General features: G+C 74.3%; 25 protein-coding genes. All 25 read right to left on the bottom strand.

The window, feature by feature from the left end; genetic code table 11:
* Window positions 1-39: 39 nt before the first annotated feature.
* Window positions 40-888, bottom strand: a complete 849-nt coding sequence (locus ACFWJ4_RS16620; RefSeq protein ID WP_380544394.1) for a helix-turn-helix domain-containing protein — start codon at window positions 886-888, stop codon at window positions 40-42.
* 26 nt (window positions 889-914) lie between these two features.
* Window positions 915-1,445 (bottom strand): DUF6879 family protein, encoded by a 531-nt coding sequence (locus ACFWJ4_RS16615; RefSeq protein ID WP_380544391.1) that lies wholly within the window; start codon window positions 1,443-1,445, stop codon window positions 915-917.
* Window positions 1,417-1,626, bottom strand: coding sequence for a hypothetical protein (locus ACFWJ4_RS16610; RefSeq protein ID WP_380544389.1), 210 nt, complete (start codon window positions 1,624-1,626; stop codon window positions 1,417-1,419). The genes ACFWJ4_RS16615 and ACFWJ4_RS16610 overlap by 29 nt, the downstream gene beginning before the upstream one ends.
* 247 nt (window positions 1,627-1,873) lie before the next feature.
* A complete protein-coding gene (locus tag ACFWJ4_RS16605; protein WP_380544387.1) occupies window positions 1,874-2,797 on the bottom strand; it encodes a hypothetical protein in 924 nt (307 codons plus the stop codon).
* Complete coding sequence (locus tag ACFWJ4_RS16600; RefSeq protein ID WP_380544384.1) at window positions 2,794-3,552, bottom strand: ParA family protein; 759 nt, start codon at window positions 3,550-3,552, stop codon at window positions 2,794-2,796. Before ACFWJ4_RS16600 ends, ACFWJ4_RS16605 begins: the two co-directional genes overlap by 4 nt.
* A gap of 232 nt (window positions 3,553-3,784) precedes the next feature.
* Entirely contained in the window at window positions 3,785-4,231 is a 447-nt protein-coding gene (locus tag ACFWJ4_RS16595; protein ID WP_380544381.1) for a hypothetical protein, read from the bottom strand.
* 24 nt (window positions 4,232-4,255) lie between these two features.
* Complete coding sequence (locus tag ACFWJ4_RS16590; RefSeq protein WP_380544378.1) at window positions 4,256-4,801, bottom strand: hypothetical protein; 546 nt, start codon at window positions 4,799-4,801, stop codon at window positions 4,256-4,258.
* 133 nt (window positions 4,802-4,934) lie between these two features.
* Entirely contained in the window at window positions 4,935-5,690 is a 756-nt protein-coding gene (locus ACFWJ4_RS16585; protein ID WP_380544375.1) for a hypothetical protein, read from the bottom strand.
* A 120-nt stretch (window positions 5,691-5,810) separates the two neighbouring features.
* Complete coding sequence (locus ACFWJ4_RS16580; RefSeq protein WP_380544373.1) at window positions 5,811-6,320, bottom strand: AAA family ATPase; 510 nt, start codon at window positions 6,318-6,320, stop codon at window positions 5,811-5,813.
* Window positions 6,321-6,352: 32 nt separating this feature from the next.
* Window positions 6,353-6,808 (bottom strand): Pycsar system effector family protein, encoded by a 456-nt coding sequence (locus ACFWJ4_RS16575; RefSeq protein ID WP_380544370.1) that lies wholly within the window; start codon window positions 6,806-6,808, stop codon window positions 6,353-6,355.
* A gap of 110 nt (window positions 6,809-6,918) precedes the next feature.
* Complete coding sequence (locus ACFWJ4_RS16570; protein WP_380544367.1) at window positions 6,919-7,281, bottom strand: hypothetical protein; 363 nt, start codon at window positions 7,279-7,281, stop codon at window positions 6,919-6,921.
* A gap of 34 nt (window positions 7,282-7,315) precedes the next feature.
* Window positions 7,316-7,819 (bottom strand): hypothetical protein, encoded by a 504-nt coding sequence (locus ACFWJ4_RS16565; RefSeq protein ID WP_380544364.1) that lies wholly within the window; start codon window positions 7,817-7,819, stop codon window positions 7,316-7,318.
* 122 nt (window positions 7,820-7,941) lie between these two features.
* The gene (locus ACFWJ4_RS16560; RefSeq protein WP_380544361.1) at window positions 7,942-8,367 is read right to left on the bottom strand and encodes an HIT family protein; all 426 of its coding nucleotides are present in this window, start codon (window positions 8,365-8,367) and stop codon (window positions 7,942-7,944) included.
* Window positions 8,364-8,798 (bottom strand): hypothetical protein, encoded by a 435-nt coding sequence (locus ACFWJ4_RS16555; RefSeq protein ID WP_380544358.1) that lies wholly within the window; start codon window positions 8,796-8,798, stop codon window positions 8,364-8,366. Before ACFWJ4_RS16555 ends, ACFWJ4_RS16560 begins: the two co-directional genes overlap by 4 nt.
* Window positions 8,799-8,926: 128 nt before the next feature.
* Window positions 8,927-9,349, bottom strand: a complete 423-nt coding sequence (locus ACFWJ4_RS16550; RefSeq protein WP_380544355.1) for a hypothetical protein — start codon at window positions 9,347-9,349, stop codon at window positions 8,927-8,929.
* 57 nt (window positions 9,350-9,406) lie between these two features.
* Window positions 9,407-9,652 (bottom strand): hypothetical protein, encoded by a 246-nt coding sequence (locus ACFWJ4_RS16545; RefSeq protein WP_380544352.1) that lies wholly within the window; start codon window positions 9,650-9,652, stop codon window positions 9,407-9,409.
* Window positions 9,653-9,761: 109 nt separating this feature from the next.
* Entirely contained in the window at window positions 9,762-10,184 is a 423-nt protein-coding gene (locus tag ACFWJ4_RS16540) for a hypothetical protein (protein ID WP_380544349.1), read from the bottom strand.
* A gap of 27 nt (window positions 10,185-10,211) precedes the next feature.
* Window positions 10,212-10,607: an RRQRL motif-containing zinc-binding protein gene (locus ACFWJ4_RS16535; protein WP_380544346.1), complete on the bottom strand. Its 396-nt coding sequence runs from the start codon at window positions 10,605-10,607 to the stop codon at window positions 10,212-10,214.
* A 123-nt stretch (window positions 10,608-10,730) separates the two neighbouring features.
* A complete protein-coding gene (locus ACFWJ4_RS16530; RefSeq protein ID WP_380544343.1) occupies window positions 10,731-11,114 on the bottom strand; it encodes a hypothetical protein in 384 nt (127 codons plus the stop codon).
* 127 nt (window positions 11,115-11,241) lie between these two features.
* A complete protein-coding gene (locus ACFWJ4_RS16525; RefSeq protein ID WP_380544340.1) occupies window positions 11,242-11,883 on the bottom strand; it encodes a hypothetical protein in 642 nt (213 codons plus the stop codon).
* 128 nt (window positions 11,884-12,011) lie between these two features.
* On the bottom strand, window positions 12,012-12,743 hold the full coding sequence (locus ACFWJ4_RS16520) for a hypothetical protein (protein ID WP_380544337.1): 732 nt from the start codon (window positions 12,741-12,743) through the stop codon (window positions 12,012-12,014).
* An 80-nt stretch (window positions 12,744-12,823) separates the two neighbouring features.
* Window positions 12,824-13,180, bottom strand: a complete 357-nt coding sequence (locus ACFWJ4_RS16515; RefSeq protein WP_380544335.1) for a hypothetical protein — start codon at window positions 13,178-13,180, stop codon at window positions 12,824-12,826.
* A 40-nt stretch (window positions 13,181-13,220) separates the two neighbouring features.
* A complete protein-coding gene (locus ACFWJ4_RS16510; protein ID WP_380544332.1) occupies window positions 13,221-13,415 on the bottom strand; it encodes a hypothetical protein in 195 nt (64 codons plus the stop codon).
* Window positions 13,416-13,484: 69 nt separating this feature from the next.
* Window positions 13,485-14,960, bottom strand: coding sequence for a transfer protein (locus tag ACFWJ4_RS16505; RefSeq protein ID WP_380544330.1), 1,476 nt, complete (start codon window positions 14,958-14,960; stop codon window positions 13,485-13,487).
* Window positions 14,957-15,778 carry a hypothetical protein gene (locus tag ACFWJ4_RS16500; RefSeq protein WP_380544327.1) on the bottom strand — a complete coding sequence of 274 codons (822 nt, stop codon included), beginning with the start codon at window positions 15,776-15,778 and terminating at the stop codon, window positions 14,957-14,959. Before ACFWJ4_RS16500 ends, ACFWJ4_RS16505 begins: the two co-directional genes overlap by 4 nt.
* Window positions 15,779-15,793 lie beyond the last annotated feature (15 nt).

Here is a 15,793-nt window from a genome sequence, read left to right as displayed (position 1 = left end):
GCGGGCGCGTTCAACGCGATTGCGGGTGATTGCGGGGATTCACCCGAGGGTGTCGATCGCGGTGGTGATCAGGGCCCGTGCCGCTGCGCCGTGGACGGCCATCTTCGCGAGCTCGGCGAAGGCGCGGTGGTAGTCGGCGAGTTCGCGGGGCTGGGTGACGGTGACCTCGGCGGTCAGCGTCTCCACGCAGGCCTGGTCGTTGTCGAAGAGGTAGAACGCCTCCAGCGGCCACACAGTGCGCTGTGCGGTGAAGGGGATGATCCCGAGCGAGACGGTGGGCAGGGGCATCACGGCCAGGAGGTGGCCGAGCTGGCCGGCCATCGTCTCGGCGTCGCCGATGCGGTAGCGCAGCACCGTCTCCTCGATGAGGATGACGAACCGGTGGCGGCCGTCGTGGAGCAGCCGGCCGCGTTCGGTGCGGGCGGCGACCGCGTCGGCGACGTCGTCGGGGGTGCCCTGGAACTCGGTGATCGAGCGCATCAGGGCGGTGGCGTAGGCGGCCGTCTGGAGGAAGCCCGGGACGACGTTGGAGACGTAGGCGCGGCACACCGCGGTCCGATGGTGCAGCGTCAGCGACTCCTGCTGCACCTGCCGCATGCCGTCGCGGTGGACGCGGCGCCACTCCAGGTACATCAGCTCGACCGCGCGCAGCGAGGCGATCAGGTCGCCGGCCTGGTCGTCGGCGTCGCACGCGGTGCACCAGGCGCGCAGGTCGGTCTCGGACGGCGCCGACTTCCCGCTGAGGATCCGGGAGGTCTTGGAGGGGTGCCAGCCGCACCGGGCGGACAGCTCCTTGCCGTCGATCCCGGCGTCCAGCATCAGCTCGCGCAGCCGGGCGGCGAGCGCGGCGCGGGCGGCCTGGGCGCTGGAGGAGGGCGAGGCGGGCATGGGCTGTCTGCTCGGCGCGGGCGGGCTCAGACGGTGTACTGCTCGTGCGGGACGGCCCGCTCCCACACCGCTTCGAAGGCGGTGGCGCAGAGCTTCGCGACGGCGGGGTCCTCGGTGTCGGAGGTGCGCGGGTCGGCCCAGTCGCCGTCACCGGTGAAGTGGTTGAAGCGCACGACGCGGTCGTCGAACAGCCAGAAGTCGGCGCCGGGCAGCGCCAGGTCGCAGGCGTCGCGGCGCGGCAGCCAGCGGACGTCCTCGCCGGCCGCGATGTTGACCGCCGTCATGGCGTGCAGGTACCGCGTGTAGAGGGTGACCGGCTCGGACACGATCCGGGCCCGGCGGACAACCACACCCCGCTCGGTCGCCTCGTGCAGCAGGGCCGTCCAGTCCCGCCAGTACTCCGACTCCGGGTCGAGGTCGGACTCGCCGGTCAGCCGGAACCGCTCGACGGCCTCGGCCTCGTCCGGGACGGCGTAGCTGTCGCGCAGTTCCAGGTGGACCGCCGAGTACCGGGCGGCGGCCAGCAGGTCAGCGAAGCTCGTCGCGCTCTGCGTCATCGCAGGCCTTTCGCAGGATCGGGATCATCCGGTACGGGATGCGGACAACGGCCTCGTGACCGGGGATGCCCAGGTCGTGTCCCTCCACCCAGGTCGTCCCGCCGACCTCGGCGTTCAGCGCGTCGTCCGCCTTCAACCCCTGGATCACCAGCTCCTGCTTGTCGTTGTCCAGCAGCACCATGGGCGACCCCTCCTTCCCCGTCTCGGGGTCGATCCCCACAAAATCTAGTCCCACGACAACCTCCAGAACCAAGCCAGTTGCGGCCACTTGCGAGCCACCGTTCCGCAGGGCTGACGGGCCGTCAAGGGCGCGCGGGCGCAGCCGGGCGGCACGCGCCGGCCGGGCGGGCCCGAGGGGAGATGCTGCCTCGGGCCTGCGGCGCGGTCAGGCGGGCGCCCTCGTGCTGTGCCAGCTGGCGGTCTTGTTCTCAGCCGGTGCTGTTTCGCAGCCTGCGCAGGACGGCCTTGTAGACGGCTGGGTCACTGCTGTCGATGAACGCTTCGGCGAGGATGCGCTGGACCTCGCCGGGCGTGAAGCGGCCGCGGCCGAGGTCATTGGCGAGGTCGAGCGAGCGCCGGGAGACTGCCTGGCGCAGCTCCTGGGCGGTCATCGGCTCGATGACGATCTCACCCTCAATGATCTCCTCGTGGTCGGCCTTCTCGTCGTCGCCGGTCGGCGGGGTGTCCTCCGGCTGCTGCTCGCCGCCGGCAGTGGACGCGGGGGCCCTCTCCAGTTGAGGCTGGGCCGGGATGAGGGAGAGCTCGTAGGCGGTGATCGCGTCCGTGAGCCGCTCGGCGGTGACCTTCTGGCCAGCCTTCTCGATCGAGCCGACGACCTGGAGTGCGATCTCGCGTCCGCGGATGCGCAGGAAACCCGCGACGGCCAGGGCCTGCGACTCGTTGGGAGCGGGCAGCACCTTCGCGTTCACGACCTCGGTGACGATCGGCGCGGCCTCGATCAGCTGCCGGGCACGGCGGTACCGGATGCGGAATCGGTCCCAGACGTACTGAGCGAAGGACAGGCCGGTCGACGCGGCGAGGTCGTTCTCGTCGATGTACTCCAGGACGCTGCCGACCACGATGACGTAGCGGGTCTGGGCGGAGTGGATCTCACCGTCCAGGCGCTGGCCGGCGGTGTGGACCATCTCCTCCAGTGCCTTGAGCTTCTCGGCATCGGTGCCGGTGAGCTTGCTGAAGTCGACGGCGGCAGGCAGCCCGCCGATCCGGTTGTCCTCCAGCTCTTGCTTGAGCGCGGCCTGGTCGGACGACATGGCGCTGGCGAGCTTCTCGACGCTCGCGCCGCCGCCAGTGTTGATGACGAACTGCTTGCGCTCCCGGGTACGGCCGCTCACGCTGCGGCCTCCACGAACCCGAGAGAGACGATCATCTTGCGGAAGATCTTCGATGCCTCGTCCTTGGGGGCGTACATACACACAGGCTGACCGCCGATCTCGCGCGCTTCGGCGATCTTCGAGCGGACCGGCACCTCGCCCTTCACCGGGACAGGCAGGGTGAACAGCGAGTCGTAGACGGCCTGGTTGAAGTCGGAGAACGGGCGGTCGATGCGGTTGATGACGATGCCGCGATAGGGCATCGGCTTGCGACCGAGGTCGTTCATCGTCTTGGCGGCCTGTGCCAGAAGCAGGTTGACGGCCTTGATGCTGAACGTGTCGACATCGACCGGGATGACGGCGTCGTCGGCGGCGGCCAGGGCGGCGTCGGTGTCGTCGTCGATCGCGGGCCGGCAGTCGAGGAGGACGTTGTCGTAGTCGTTCTCGATCTGCGCGAGGAGCCGCTTGAGCCGAAGCTCGCCCATCTTCTGCTCCCGCAGCCGGCCGGGCAGGAAGAACATGTCGAGGGAGGCCGGGATGAGGTCGATGCCTGGCTGGGGCCGAACGATGACGTCGCGGATGTCCCCGCCGTCAACCATCAGCTTCGGCAGGGTGCTGGGCGCGGTGTCGTCCAGGTGCTCGACCTTGAGCGCCGTGGAGAGGTTGCCCTGCGGGTCGAGGTCGATCAGCAGAACGCGACGTCCATGCTCGGCGAGCGCGCCGCCGAGGTTGAGGGTGTCGGTCGTCTTGCCGACGCCGCCCTTCTGGTTGATCATCGCGGTTACTGTCATCGCCGCGGCCGGTGTGATTGCCATAGCCCGTGACCCTAGCCGGGCCTCCCGCCGGGATCGACAACCGCGTCCCCCACGTCGCCCGGTGAGGTGCAAAATTTTTGCACTGGCCCTCTGCCCCGCGATCAGGCCTTAGCGTCGGGGCCCACAAACGCAAAAGGGCCCGCCTCCTCCGGCGTCGAAGCCAGGGAAGGCGGGCCCTTCGCTGTGCTGGGGATCAGGCCGAGACGAGAACGCCCGCACGGTCGAGGCCGATCGCTCGGCTGACCGTGGTGAGGGTGTCGGTCCAGTCTCCGGCGTGGTGGACGGCGCGGTCGTCCACGTACGCGGCGGCCCCGAGCTTGGTGCTGGTGACCAGGATCGGGCCGCCGACGGTGGTCCAGTACGCCCGGTCCGGGGACGGGTCGACGAACGCCGCGATGCCGGAGTACCAGGTGATCCAGTCGGCGACCTCGGGCAGCCAGCGCCTCGGCCTGGCGGTGTAGACGAACACCGCGCGGTGGCGCGCGAGGAAGCGCAGCGCGTCCATGGCGCCGGGGAGGGGCAGGCCGATGCGGCCGCCCATCCATCCGGCCGAGGCGTCGGCGAGGGTGCCGTCCAGGTCCAGGCCCACGGCCTGGCTGGCGGGGCTGTCGGGGGTGGGCACGATGACGGGTCGGTGCACGTGATCCTCCATCGAGTGGGCGGCCTACAGGAAGGTGAGCTGGTTCTCGTCCGGCTCGGCGCCCTCGTCCTGGGGGAGCGCCTGGGCACGGGCTTCGTCGTGGGCGTCGTCGTCCAGGTCGCAGACCAGGCGGCCGTCGGGGAGCTCGTGCCACTCGCGGCTGACGGCGTCGGCCGCCGCGTCGTCGGCGCTGGCGTGGTGGGGGATGTACTCGTCCTCGACCAGATCGCCGCACACCGAGCACTTCGCGGTCCAGCACAGCGACGGGACGGCGATGCCGGCGCCCGGGCGGGCCGCGCCCTCGCGGCGCCAGGCGTAGCCGTGGTGGAGGACCAGGGCGTGGCTGGCGGGCTGGAGCGGGGAGCCGTCGTCCAGGTCGGCGGCTGCGGCGTTGTGTTCGGCTGCGGCCATCAGCGCGGTGGCGAGGTCGGGCATCGGCAGGAGGCTGTCGGGGCCGGTGAGCCACAGCTCCCAGGGCCGGTCCGGGCTGCCGGGGCGCAGCCGGTCGGCGGGGTCGGCGGTGAAGAGGCCTCGGCGGCCGGCCGGGGCCAGGGCGGGGGTGGTCGTCATCTCCGGGTCTCCTTCGACAGGTCGGCCCCGGCCCGCTGGGGTGCGGGCCGGGGCGGGGTTGCGGCGGGTGATCAGATGCGGTGGGTGGCGGGCGCGGCAGGGGAGGGCCGACCCGCCACCGAGGGGTGGTCGGCTACAGCAGGCCGGCGGCGTGGGCCTCGGCCTCCTGGTCGACGTCGTCGTCCGCGTCCTCGTCGGCCTGGTCGTCGTCGGCGGCGGCCGGGACGGGGCACAGCTCGGCGATGGCGAGGTCCCGGCCGAGGGCGGACCACGGGTCGTCGTCCTGGTCCTCGTTGTCGGCGGGCTGCTCCGTGTCGGCGGAGGGGCTGTCCAGGAGCGCGACCAGCTCGCTGATGTTGCTCACCCGGATCTGCTCGCCGTCGCGCACGAGCAGGTAGGTGCGGGTGCTGTGGCCGTACTGGTCGGCGGGGGAGGGGACGCACAGCAGGTGTGCGCCGCCGGGCAGCTCGCACGTCGCGGTGCCGTCCTCCGCGCCCAGCCAGTTGGCGGCCTCGGTCAGGCTGCCGCCGCTGCGGTCGAGGCCGTGGGCTCCGGTGGCCGCGCGGTGTGCGGCGTCGGCGGCGACCTCCTCGGCGAGCTGCTCCCTCGACGGCGTCGGGGCGGGCGCGGCGGCGGGGGTGTAGCCGTAGGCGGGGACGCCGAGGCGGTGGCGCAGCGGTCGGCGGAGCTGGGTGGTGGCCTGGTCGGCGAGGCAGGCGGCGAGGCCGGCGGCGGCTGCGGCGAGGGTGAAGCGGGTCTCGGCCGGGCGGGTGGCGAGGGTGCGGTAGGTGGTGAGGCTGGCGGCGGCCGCCGCGGCGGCGATGGCGATGTTGTCGGCGGCGTCGAGGGCGGTGCTCAGCAGGCGGGCGCGGGTCGTCTGCTCGGTCATCAGGTGCCTCCAGGGGAGCGGGGTTGGGCCGGGCGGCCGCGCCGCGCACCACGGCGCCCTGCCCCCGGGCCTGGCTGGCCGGGTGGGCGGGGCGTGGTGGTGGGCAGCGTGGTGGTCCGGTCAGGCGGTGCGCAGGTGGCGGATCTCGTCCCAGCCTTCGCGGGGGAGGAGCTCGCGGGCGGAGCGGGCCATGCGGTGCTGCCAGCGGACCGTGTCCTCCGGCACCCGCTGCTGCGCCGGGCGCGCCGCGTTCCGGGCGAGGCATTCGGGCAGCGGGGCGTCGACCAGGACCGCGACGGCGCGGCGGCCGTGCTGGTGGGCCAGCTCCACCAGCTGGAGCCGGTGCTGCGCCTCGACCGAGGTGTTGTCCACGTAGGTCGTCGCGCCCCGGCGTGCCCGGTTCAGGAGGATGTGGTGCTGGAGCAGGGCGGCGTCGGCGGTGGCGTCCTGGTCGCCGGGTTCGGAGACGATCGCGCGCAGGGCGTCGAGGCTGACGATCTGGTGCGGCGGGATGGTGCGCAGGGCCGAGGACTTGCCGCTGGCCGCGCATCCGATCAGGGCGACCAGGTCGCCGGGCTGGACGGGGTCGAGGGCGCGGGAGCGGGCGGTGGCGAGGGTGGTGGTCGTCATCGCGGGGGCCTCCGGGGTGGTGTGGTGGGTGGTCAGATGGCGGATGCGAGGGCGGCAGCGGCGACGGTGACGACGGCGACGACGCTGAGGCGGGCGGCCCAGATCAGGTGGCGCATCTTGCGCTCGCACAGGACCGACAGCTCGTACAGCCGGCGGGGCCGGACGTCGTGGGCGAGGGTCTGGAGCAGTTCGTCCGGGTCGGAGCAGACCGCCCAGCGGGAGAAGCCGTTGGACCGGGTCGGGTCCAGGCGCGGCTTCACGACGAGGACGGCGAGCACGGAGGCGGCGACCATGGCCACCGTGCCGACGGCGGCCAGGGCGAGCGCGTAGCCGGGGGCCTTGCCGAGCGTGGCGACGGCGGCGACGAGCACGCCGTCCAGGGCGAGCAGCAGGCTGGCCTTCGAGTCGGTGCGCGAGATTTCGTTGGCGACCGCGGCGAGCTCGCGGTCGAGGGCCTGGTCGGTCGCGGCCTCGGTGGTGGTGTCCATCGGTGTTGCCCTCCCTGTCGGTGTCCGGCCGGGCGCCGGCCCCGCGCACCACGGCGCCCCGCCCGCCGGGCCTGGTTGGCACCGGAGGCGGGGCGCGGTGGTGGGCAGGGTCAGCGCCCGGACTCGTGCTGGCGGGTGCGGATGGCGTGGCCGAGCGGGTCGGCGACCACGGCGAGCAGCGCCTGGTAGTTGGCGGCCTCGATCTCGGCGACCCGGTGGGCGAGGTCCAGCGCCTGCTCGCGGGTGTGGCGGTAGGCGGCGGCGCGGCCGATGTCCCTGACGGGTTGCCAACCGTCGTTCTCGGTCCAGGCCGCCAGGCCGACCAGGGCGCCGTCGGTCACCGCCCAGCCGTCGCCGGTCTGGTCGCGGCGCACGACGACCTCGCCGTACCCGCCGACCGGGCCCTGGGGGATCGGCACGCGGAACTCGACGGCCAGCCGCAGCTGCTCCTCGACGGTCAGGGTGGTGTTCATCGTTCTCCTTTCGTCGCGGTGGGGGTGGCTCTGGTCAGCCGGCGGTGGTCGGGCGGACGCGCCGCGGGCTGTTCAGGGGCGAGAGCGCCTGCGGCTTGCGGGACCAACGGACGTAGTCGACGGAGCTCGCGGCGTAGGTGTTGGTGAGGAGGCTGCCGGAGTCGTCGAGGCAGTCGTGGAGGCGGTCCAGGCGGTCCCAGGCGAGCCGGAGCTGGTCGATCAGCCAGGTGCGGTCCTCGCCGGTGAGGTCCGGGGCGGCGGTGATGGCGTCCAGGCGGTGGACGTCCTGGACGCCCGCCGCGAGGAAGACGTCGACCCTCTCGGCTTCCTCGGCGGTGAACTCCTCGCCGATCCGCCGGGCCTCGTCCGCCCTAGGGTCGGCGGCGTAGGCGGCGAAGCTGCGCCGGTCGAGCGCGATGCGGGCCAGCTCCCAGTCGGTGGCGTCGGGCAGGGCGCTGTCCTGGAGGAAGGTGCGCTCGGGCCGGGCGAACGGCTCGTGCACGGGGGCGGCCTTGGTGTGCGGGGCGGTGGTGGTCACGGTGCCCTCCTGTCGGGGTGCCGGCCGGGTGGCCGCGCCGCGCACCACCGCGCCGCCGTCCCGGCCTGGATGGCTCGGGGGCGGCGGGCGTGGTGGTGGGCAGCGTCAGTGCCCGGAACGGGTCAGAGCCAGGCCCCGGTGGGGTCGTCGCTGGTGGTCTGCGCCTCGGCGACGACGGGTGCGGGGACGGTCCAGGGAAGGTGGAGGCCGTCGTGGGCCCGGCGGGGGACCAGGTGGATGTGCAGGTGCTCCACGGACTGGGTCGCCGCGGGGCCGATGCTGGTGATGAGGTTCGCCGGGCCGGCGCCCTGGGCGAGCTCGGCGGCACGGCGCATCGTCGCGGCGGTGACGTCCGGGTCGAAGACGGCGTCGGGGACGTGGCTGGTCGGCAGGACCAGCAGGTGCCCGTCGGTGACCGGGCTCAGCGGGACGATGGCCAGCGCGTCGGGCCAGCGGGCCACGGTCTGGGCGGGCGCGAGGCCGGCGGCGATCGCGCAGAACACGCACCCGCCGCCGGACCCGTTGCCGTGTGCGGCCGTGGCGGTCACCGGGCGGTCTCCTTGACCGGCAGGTGGACGTGGCGGTGCGTCACGGTCACGGCCGCGCCGAGCTCCTGGAGCAGTCGGCCGGCCTCGCGGCCCACGGAGACACTGCGGTGCCTGCCGCCGCGGCAATAGACATGGATACGGACCGTCTCTCCGGGCAGCGCGGTGTGCTGGGCCAGTGCCCGGCGCACGGTGCGTTCCGCGATCTCGCGGGCGCCGGGGGTGGCGAGGACGTAGTCGAGGACGTGCTGGTCGAGGCCGGTGGAGCTGATCATCTGCTCGCGCACGGCGGGGTCCTCCGGCGGATTCCTCAGCGCGGTCGTCAGGTCGACGGTGAGGGCGTCGCCGAGCGGCGGGTCCTGGTGGAGCGTGCCGTAGGTGGTGATCTCGAAGGTCGCGACGGCGGGGTGGCCGGCTGCGGGCGTCGTGCTCAACGGGTTCTCCGATCTGGTCGGTGTCGGCCGGGCGGCCGCGCCGCGCACCGCGACGCCCGCCGCCCCGGCCTGGATGGCTCGGGAGCGGCGGGCGCGGTGGTGGGCAGCGTCGCTGTCCGGACGGGCGGTCAGCTGTGCTGGAGCTCGCAGGCGCTCTCGGCGGGGGCGGGCAGCGCGTGGGCGGCGGCGGTGGCCACGCGGAGCCGGAGCTCCTCGGCGGCACCGACGGCGGCCAGCAGGTCCCGGTAGAGCTGGCGCTGGTCGGGGTCGTGGAGGTCGAGGTTGGTCTCGGAGGCGGCCGCGGCGTTGCAGAGGTAGACGACGATGCCGGCCGCCTCGCGGTGCAGGCCGACCAGGCCGGGCTGGAACTCCATCGGCGAGGTCGACCTCGCCAGGGCCTTGCGCAGGTCCGCGGGCCGGGCCGCCCGGGCGGCGTCGAGGTTGCTCTCCAGCACGGCCGCCAGGGCGGCCGGGTTGTGGAGCGCGAGGTGGTAGCCGAAGCGGCGGAGCAGGCGGGCGGGCAGGAGCTGGAGCAGGTTGCGGCGGGGCATGGTGGTGGGTCCTCTCCGGTGGTGTCGGGTGGGCGGTTCCGGGGCCGGGCGGGCGGGTCAGTCCAGCCCGGCGCGCAGCTCGTCGGCGCGGGTCTGGGCGGCCAGGGCGGCTTGGGGGTTGATGGCGGCGCCCCGGGCGGCGGCCTCGGTGAGGAGGCGGATGAGGGCCTGGCGGGCGGCGGGGTCGAGGGCGGGAGCGGGACGGCCGTCTCGGGCGGCGGCGACCCTGGCGGCGAGGGGTTCGAGGTCGCGCAGGTCGGCCCGGTGCTGCGGGATGGCCGGGGTGCTGTCGTGCGGGCTCAACGGGTTCTCCGATCTGGTCGGTGCCGGCCGGGCGGCCGCGCCGCGCACCACGGCGCCCGCCGTCCCGGCCTGGATGGCTCGGGAGCGGCGGGCGCGGTGGTGGGCAGCGTCAGTGCCCGGGCGTCAGTGGACGGCGCTCCAGATGAGCAGCAGGATCACGGCGAGCCCGACGAGGACGGCCTTGGGCGAGATGCTCGACCGGCAGGGTCGGCAGGGTGAACTTCGCCGTCCGGGAGGTGACGAGCAGCCGGGAGCCGGACAGCTCGATGTCGACCTCCGCCGCCTTCGGCAGGGCCTTGCAGATCTCGTTGAGGAGGCGGCCGGAGACCAGCGCGGTGCCGTCGTCGGCGATCTCCGCGTCCACGCGGGTGGTCGCCGCGGTCTCGTAGTCGAACGCCGCCAGGTGCAGGCCGCGCTCGTCGGTGCGCAGCAGGATGCCGGCCAGGACCGGGACGGGGGCGCGGGTGGGCAGGGCGCGGGCGGCGAAGGCGACGGCCTCGGCGAGCACGTTGGCGAAGACGCGGAGCTTCACGGGTGTCCTCCAGGACGGTGGCGTGGGTCAGGCGGCGTTGGTGAGGGCGGCGAGCTGGTCGCGCTCGTCGTCGGAGAGCTCGCTGCACGGCACGCAGGAGCCGAGGGTCTTGAGCGGGAGGCAGGCGTCGTAGCGGGTGAGGCACAGCGGGCAGGTCTGGCGGGCGGCCATCGCCCGGTCGAGGGCTTCGGCCTGGCGCGGCGTCATCGGCCGTACGGGCAGGGCCTGGTCGATCCGGTACAGGTACGCGATCCGCTTCCCGCGGCGGCAAACCACCTGTGCGGCGGGCTCCTGGCCGCCGGGGCGCAGGCCCATGGCGCGCAGCTGGCGGCGGGTGTGCAGGCCGGGGTCGGCGTAGCGCCAGGGCCAGGTCGGCAGGCCGCCGTGGTGCTCACCGGAGGGGTCGAGGTCGGATGCGCGCACGGCCAGGGTCTCCTTCTCTGCTGGGTGGGCGGCGGTGCCGGCGGCGGAGCGGAGGGGCGGTGCGCCGCCGCCCGCCTCGGCCGGGGGTTCGGCGGGGCGGGCGGCGGCGCGGTTGGGTCGGCGTCAGTCGTGGACGGCGGGCAGGGCGGCGGGGGAGTTGGTCTTGGCCTGGCGGGCCTGGGCGGCGAGCCAGGCCCCGGCGGCGGTCATCAGCCGGCCGTCGCCGAGGGAGTCCAGGGGCGCGGTGTCGATGTCGTGCATCAGCTCGGCCGGGTCGAGCGGCCGCATGAAGACGACCGGGGCGAAGCGAATGACTTCCCGGGTGACCAGCACGAGCACGTCGGCCTTGTCCTCGAGGTAGTGGCTGTCGGCCAGGACCTTGCAGATCTGGGTGTGGTCGGGGTGGCCGGTCAGGTAGCGGTCGGCGTCACGGAACAGGACGTAGGTGCCGGGGGCCGGCTTGACGAGGGCCGGGGTGGTGGCGGAGTGAGCGGCGGGCTGCTGCATGGTGCGGTCCCTCTCGTCGCGCGGTGTCGGCCGGTCGGCCGGCCCCGTCCCCGGAAGGCGGCCCGCCCGCCCGGCCGGGGTCGGCGGGGCGGGCGGAGGCAGGCCGGGGGCGAGACCGGGCGGGCGGTCAGCGGACGTTGTTGTTGACCGTGCCCTTCCACCCGGCGGACTGCTTGCCGATGGTGACCTCGGTGTGCCGGTGGAACATCGCGAGGACGGGGCCGGACGCGGTGGAGCCGTCGCCGCTGGCGCTCGCCCCGGTGCCGGCGCTGGAGGCGACGGAGCGGAGCTTGCCGAGCAGCGCGGCGACGCCGATCACCACGGCGGCCACCGTGGCGGCCGCCCACATCAGCACCTTGCCGATCTGGTCCGCGTACGGCGCGACCTCGCCGACCCCGGCGCCGACCATCCAGGTCAGGCCGCCGAGGGCGAGAGCTCCGGCGCAGCTGCAGAGCACGCCCTGACGCAGTGCCAGCGGCAGGCCCTGCTCGACAGCCGGCTGCGCCTGGGCGGCCGGGGCCGGGGCGGGCTGCTGCTGCTGCGAGGCGGCCGCGGCGGCGGCGAGCGGGTTGTGCACGGGCACGGCGATGACCTTGCCGTCGACCAGGGCGGGGATCAGGGCCGGGGTGGCGGGGGAGGGCTGGAGCGGGACGGCTACGACCTGGCCGTCGAGGGAGGCCACCACGAAGCCCTCCTGGAGGAGGTAGGCGTTGAGGTCGACCGCCAGGTCGGCGGCGGTGGCGGAGGGGCCGGTGTAGATGCTGTCCACGGTGTGCTCCAAGGGGTGACGGGCTGGGGCGTGCGGGTCTGGGGGCGCCGGGCGCCTTCTGGGGCCGCCGGGCCCCTGCCGCCGGGTGGCGGCGGGGTCCGGCGGCCCTCGGAGAGGCCGGGAGCGGGTTACTGCTCGGGGGTCCAGGTGCGGAACAAGCGGGCGGGGGCAGCCGGGTGGTTGGCGTGGGTACCCAGGCCCGGGGTGAGGCGGGCGGTCATGGTGACCTGGTGGGCGTCCCGCAGGGCGGTGGTGGTCAACGGGAGCGGCGGCTGGAACACCACGCCCCAGGTCTCGATCCGCAGGCCGATGCCGACCGGGCGGCCGGTGAGCGCGATCTCCTCGACCAGGCGCACCGTCTCCTCGCAGGTGGACAGGTGGGGCCAGTCCCCGAGGGTGATGGTGATCAGCGGGTGCTCGGGGCTGGGGCAGTAGGCCGTGTTGTCGCCGGTCTCGCCCAGGCGACCGCGCAGCAGGCCGACCGCTTCGCGCAGCAGGGTGACGGTGTCGACCTTGGTGGTCGCGGTACGGGCGGCCAGGCCCGGGCGGGCGCCGTAGGGGTCGGCGACCCACGGCTCGGTGAGCGGGCAGGCGTGTTCGGCGGCGACCAGGTGGTCGACCAACGTGCTGGCCCCGGCACCGGCGCCGGCGCTGATGTGCAGGTGCACGGCGCCGTTGCTGTTCCACAGCGGCACCCGGGCCACGGTGCCGTCGGCGTAGCGGCCGATGGCGACGGTGCCGGTGGCGGCGTCGATGAGCTGGTCGGCCGGCGGGCGGGGCGCCGGGTCGGCGAGCTGGGCGGTCTCCTCGTGCTGGCGGGTCAGTTCGGCGTAGCGCTCGGCGGCGTGGGCGGAGGTCATGGCGTGGTGTCCCTTCGGGATGCGGTCGTGCCCGCCGCTCCGGGATGGGGCGGCGGGCACGGTCGGGGTGGCGAGGGTGGTCAGTCGTTGATGCGGCTGGTGCGGCCGAGCGCGAGGATCTCGCGGAGCAGGCGGGCCGTCTCGGGGGACTGCTTGCCGGTGCGCGACTGCCCGGCCAGGTACGCGGCCTCGTCGAGGACGAAGACGACCTGGCGCGGCGGCCCGGGCGGCAGCTCGGGGCGCAGGGGGGCGGCGGGCAGCGCCCTGCGGCGGCGCAGCTCCATCGCCGCCCGCAGGGCGGTGAGCGCCTCCTCGACGGTGCTCTCGCCGGTCGGGCGCAGCCGCACGCGCGGGTCGAGGGAGGCCTCGGCGAGGAACAGGTCGACGGAGCTGACCTGGCCGGTGATGAGCGGGGAGTGGGCGGGGTGGGTGTTCACGGGCGGGTCCTTCCGGTCGGTGGAGCGGGCGGGCGGGCGGTCAGACGCGGATGCTGCCGACGAGGTGGACCAGGCCGGTGAGGAACTGGTTGATGGTCGGGCCCAGGCCGGTGCTGGCGAGGGTGAAGCCGAAGAGGATGAGGGTCAGGCCGGACAGGATGCGGACGGCTCCGCTGCGGTAGAGGAAGACGACGGCGATGCCGAAGACGAAGGCGAGGGACGCGGAGACGACCACGGTGGGCTCCAGGGCAGGACGGGGCCGGGGCAGCCGCGTCGGGCTGCCCCGTGCCGGGGTGGCGGGGTGTCAGCTGGGCAGGGTGTAGCGGCCGCCGCCGAGGGCGACGATCCGGTCGGCCTTGCCGAGGGCGTTGAGGGCGTTGCGCAGGACCGGGGCGCCGACGAGCTTGCCGCCGTCGTCGTTGACGGCGGCGAACAGCGCGGCGAAGTCGAGCGCCTGCTGGCCGTCCTCGTCCTCGTCGGCGTCCTCCAGGGCGCGGACGATGCGGGCGGCGACGGTGGCCTTGCCGGTGCCGGCGGTCTTCTGCTCGGCGGCGGCCTGCTCGGCCAGGCGCTTGGTCTCCTCCTTCGCGGCCTCGACCAGGTGGGCCGGGCCGTCACCGTCGCGGGTCAGGTACGCGGCGCCGGCGGCCTCGTGCGAGGTGGCCTCCAGGTGGGCGGGCTCGCCCGGCCCGTACAGGTCGAGGATGAGCGGGTCCAGGCCCTCGACCTCGTGCATGGAGCCGACCGGGAAGAACCGCATCATCGCGGTCGGCCGGTCGGAGCCGAGGAGGTAGGCCATGCCGCCGGTGTTGCCGCCGGGCTTGGGCTTGACCATGCCGCGGGCGGAGGCGAACCGGCTGCGCAGCAGCGGCGGGCCGCTGCGCTTGGGGATGGGAACGATGTGCGTGCCCGGGGGGAGCAGGCCGTCGGAGACCAGCGACTGCATCATCGAGCTGGACCAGCGCAGCAGGATGGTCTCGCCTTCCTTGAGCATGCCGCGCAGGGTGTCGGAGCCGCCGAGCTCGTCCACGTGCGAGGCCTGCGCCGCGATGGAGATGCCGACGCCGACCGAGCGGCCGGTGCGGCCGAGCTCCTTGATCAGAGCGGCGACCTTGTCCCGGTACGGCGCGCCCTTCTCCAGCGCCCGGTTCGCCTCGTCGATCCGAACGCTCAGGAGCGGGTCCGGCCGGTTGATGATGAACGAGCTGCGGCCCATCGCGGCGTAGCGGCGCATCCGCTCCTCGGCGACGCGCACCGCCGCCTGGAGCATCGCGAGCAGGCCCTCCTGGGTGGTGACCCGCCAGTCGACCTGACCGGCGGCCTCCGGCACCGACTGCCCGCCCTTGAGGTCGGCGAGCCAGGACACGATCCCGGAGCGCTTCTCGGCGGCCAGGATCAGCTGCAGCGCCCTCGACTTGCCGGCGCCGGTGGTGCCGAACAGGGCGCCGCGCTGCGCCCCGGAGCCGGGGACGTAGAGGCGGATCTGGGCGGGCTGGCCGTCGTGGTAGCGGCCCACGGTCAGCCAGCCCTGCGCGTCGATCACCAGGTCTTCGCCGCGGATGGGCTCCAGCTTCTCCAGCGGCGGGTCGCGGTAGATGGTGACCAGGGCGCGGGTGAGGCCGTCGGTCTCGACCGCCATGCAGGAGGTGTCGAGGATCTCCAGGGAGGAGGCCAGGGCCCGCAGGTCGTAGGTGAGGAGCTTTCCGGGAGGGACCTGGACCTCCAGCTCCATGACGTCGACGTCCAGGCCGAGCGGCGCCGGGGCCGTGGCGATGGTCATTCGGGGCGCAGCACCTCTTCCATGTCGCCGGTCTTGGTGTTGCCTCGCCGGATGGCGATCAGCTGGGAGTGGGGCATGGCGCCGGGGGCGATCTCCTTCTCCCAGCGGGTGAACGGGTCCATCTCCTGCTGGGCGACGTCGGCGCCGGTGCGCTCGGTGACGACCAGCTGGCGGCGGCCGGCGCCGTGGCCCTTGACCGCCGTGATGGTGATGAACTCCTCGGGGATGTTGGTGATCGCCGAGATCGCGGCGATCGGGATGTCCGGCACCGGGCGGCCGCCCTCGGCGACGATCTGCGCCCGCCACTCGGTGCGGCCCTCGACCGTGGCGTGCTCGAGGAAGGTGCCGGCTGCCGGGGACCGCTCCATCTGCGCCCACTGCGCCCAGGAGCACACCAGGTGCTCCGCCGGCGTGGTGGGCACCAGGGTTTGCGGCCGGTAGTCCGGCACGGCGGGCACCTGGGCGCTGGGGTGGACCAGTTCGCGGGCCAGGTGGCTGGGGCGCTGCCACCAGGTGACGCCCGTCCAGACGGCGACGGCCAGGCCCTCGCCCCAGTGCACGCCCGGGATGATCCGGAAGGCGACCATCTCGCCGAGCAGGATGACCGACGGCGTCGCGTACAGGGCGCTGAGGACGCCGGGGGTGCTGCGCCGCCAGGGCTGGATGGAGACGGCGGCGGACAAGGCGGTGGTGCCGAGGACGACCGGGGTCGCGGCGGGCAGCACGTGCGGGGTGAAGATGCTGGCGGTCAGGGCGGCGGCCCCGGCCGCGGTGGCGGCGCGGCCCGCGAGGTGGCGGGCCCGGTCGAACTTCGGCACGGCGGGTTCTCCTCT

Origin of the sequence: Kitasatospora sp. NPDC127067 (assembly GCF_042724755.1) — a bacterium.
GTDB lineage: Bacteria > Actinomycetota > Actinomycetes > Streptomycetales > Streptomycetaceae > Kitasatospora > Kitasatospora lactacystinica.
Note: the sequence above shows the minus strand (reverse complement) of the source record. Positions and strands in the feature narration are given on the sequence as shown.